This window comes from Nocardiopsis sp. TNDT3 (genome assembly GCF_003427465.1).
GTDB classification, from domain to species: Bacteria; Actinomycetota; Actinomycetes; order Streptosporangiales; family Streptosporangiaceae; genus Nocardiopsis; species Nocardiopsis dassonvillei.
In genome coordinates, this window is sequence record NZ_QPFC01000917.1 from 1 (window position 1) to 2,136 (window position 2,136).

2 protein-coding genes are annotated in these 2,136 nt (G+C 74.9%); one reads left to right on the plus strand and one right to left on the minus strand.

Features of this window, described 5'->3' with window-relative positions; all coding sequences use genetic code 11:
* Positions 1-114 precede the first annotated feature (114 nt).
* Positions 115-801, plus strand: coding sequence for a hypothetical protein (locus DQW06_RS21655; RefSeq protein WP_013154264.1), 687 nt, complete (start codon positions 115-117; stop codon positions 799-801).
* Here the strand turns inward: DQW06_RS21655 and DQW06_RS21660 are convergent.
* Positions 779-2,077 carry a heparan-alpha-glucosaminide N-acetyltransferase domain-containing protein gene (locus tag DQW06_RS21660; protein WP_071622492.1) on the minus strand — a complete coding sequence of 433 codons (1,299 nt, stop codon included), beginning with the start codon at positions 2,075-2,077 and terminating at the stop codon, positions 779-781. The two genes, DQW06_RS21655 and DQW06_RS21660, sit on opposite strands and share 23 nt — an antisense overlap.
* Between the last annotated feature and the right edge of the window lie 59 nt (positions 2,078-2,136).

The window sequence follows — 2,136 nt, forward strand, 5'->3', positions numbered from 1 at the left end:
GGGCGGGGGCGGCGGTCCGGCGAGGAGCCGCCCGGGACCTGCCGGGCCCGCTGCCGGGGACCGCCCTCTCCCTGTCCGCGCAGGCCCGGGGAAGGGCTCGTCTAGGCTGGGGACATGGCGGAGTTCCGGATCAGCAGCGATGACGAGCGGGTCGACCTGCGCAGGATGGCGGTGGCCCTGGCCGAGTCCCAGGGGTGGGCGCGCGAGGAGGTCAGCGTCTGGGACAACCGCCGCGGCGAGGTGATCGTGACGGTGGACGACTCCCTGCTGCGCAAACCGGAGGCCGACCCCCTGCACCGCACCCGGCACACCCCCCGCGACGTGCACGACGCCTGCGAGACTCTGCGGCGTGAGGAGGCGTCCCTGCGCCGCGTGGACTTTCGCGTGCTGCGCGACGAGACCGCGCGCTTCTTCTCGGCCGGGTGGACCGTCGCCGACGCCCTGCACGCGCTGGGGCACCGTCCCGACGGCGTGCCCTGGCCGAGCGGCCCCGACTACCAGGGCACCGACTGGCTGCACGCCCGCCTGAAGGCGTGGCGCACCCCCGACGGCGACATCCGGCCCTCCAGGTCGCAGGAGGAGGCCCAGCTTCGGGTGATCAGCAGGGCGGGCCTGCCCATGGACATCGGCCTGCCCGAGGACGCCGAGGTCGCGCAGCGGCCCGTGGCCAGTCCGGCGGTCGCGCGGTCGGCGGCCGACGACGCGCGCAGGCTCATGCGCCAGAACGCGCGGACCACCACCGACTCCCTGGCCCACCGCGACCGCACCTCGGCCAGGATCACGCGGGGGGACCGTCGCTAGGACGGCGGGGAAGGCGCCCGTCGGCGGCGGATCTTCGCTCCTCCACCAGGGCGACCACGCCGTCGGCGGCCTCACCCAGGAGGAGTTCGGCCGGTCCCCTGCCCGCCGTCAGCCGCCACAGGGTGGCGAAGACCAGCGCCCCCAGGACGAAGCCCTCCAGCAGCCACGGCTGGTGCCAGCCGATCCCGCCGGAGGCGGCGATGACCACCGCCAGGGCCAGGATGTGTCCGGTGTAGACGGTCAGCGGCATCCGGCCGACCGAGGTCAGCGGGTACATGAGGACCCGGAAGCGGTCGCACAGGAACATGCACACCACCAGCACCACGAGCCCCTGACCGACCGCCTCGGCGATCTCGAAGGTGGTGCCGGTGTGGGGCGTGCCGACCGCCAGCCACCACCAGGAGTCGGTGGGCACCTGGCCCGAGAGCGACTGCGTCTCCTCCACCACCGCGGCGCGCACCAGGGCCGCCGTCGCCTCGTCGGCCACCTCCCCGGAGGGCAGGCCGGTCAGGGCGGGGCCGCTGGCCCGCACCAGGCGGTCCATGCCGCCCATCGGGCCGAGCAGGACCCAGGAGCCGAGGTGGCCGAGCAGGAGCAGGGCCGCGCCGGAGGCCAGCAGGCGCAGCCGCACCGCGGTGGCGGCCAGGTCCAGCCGCCCCAGCGCCATCCCCGCGGTCACGAAGGCCATGAAGGTGATCGCCGGGTAGTAGCCGGTCAGGAGGAACTCGCTGAGCGAGGCCAGCGAGGACGTGCGCGGCGAGGGCGGGAAGACGTTGTCGCGCAGCAGGAACGAGAGCGGCGGGCCGAGCACGGCCAGGGCGCCCGCCACCGTCCACAGCGCACCCGAGCGCAGTTTGAGCAGGGGCAGGGCCAGCACGAAGAAGCCCGCGTAGTAGGTCAGGATGATGGCGACCGGGACCCCCATGAGGTCCAGCACCAGGCCCAGCACGCCGATGAGCGCCGCGCGGGTGAGGATGCGCACGACGGCCCCGCGCAGGCGGTCGCCGCCGACCGGGTCGGTGCGCCCGGTCATCATGGCCAGGGAGGTCCCCGCCAGGAGGGCGAAGAGCGCCGAGGAGTTGCCGCGCACGACGCCGTGCACGTCCCAGGCGTAGCCCTCGGGCGACAGCAGCCCCATGGACTCCACCCCGAGGTGCACGACGAACATCCCGAACACCGCGAGGGCGCGTGCGGCGTCGATGCCGTCGATCCGGTCCCGGCCCGAGGACGGGCCCGCGGGGGCGGCGGAGGTCTCGCCGGACTGGTTCTGTGTCACGCCCGTCAGGCTATGCCGTCGCCCGCGCGGGCCCGTCCTCGGGCCGGGACCGGATCGAC

Bases quoted from the DNA above. Each gene is read 5' to 3' on its own strand.
- DQW06_RS21655 (WP_013154264.1), top strand. From the start codon at position 115: ATGGCGGAGTTCCGGATCAGCAGCGATGACGAGCGGGTCGACCTGCGC.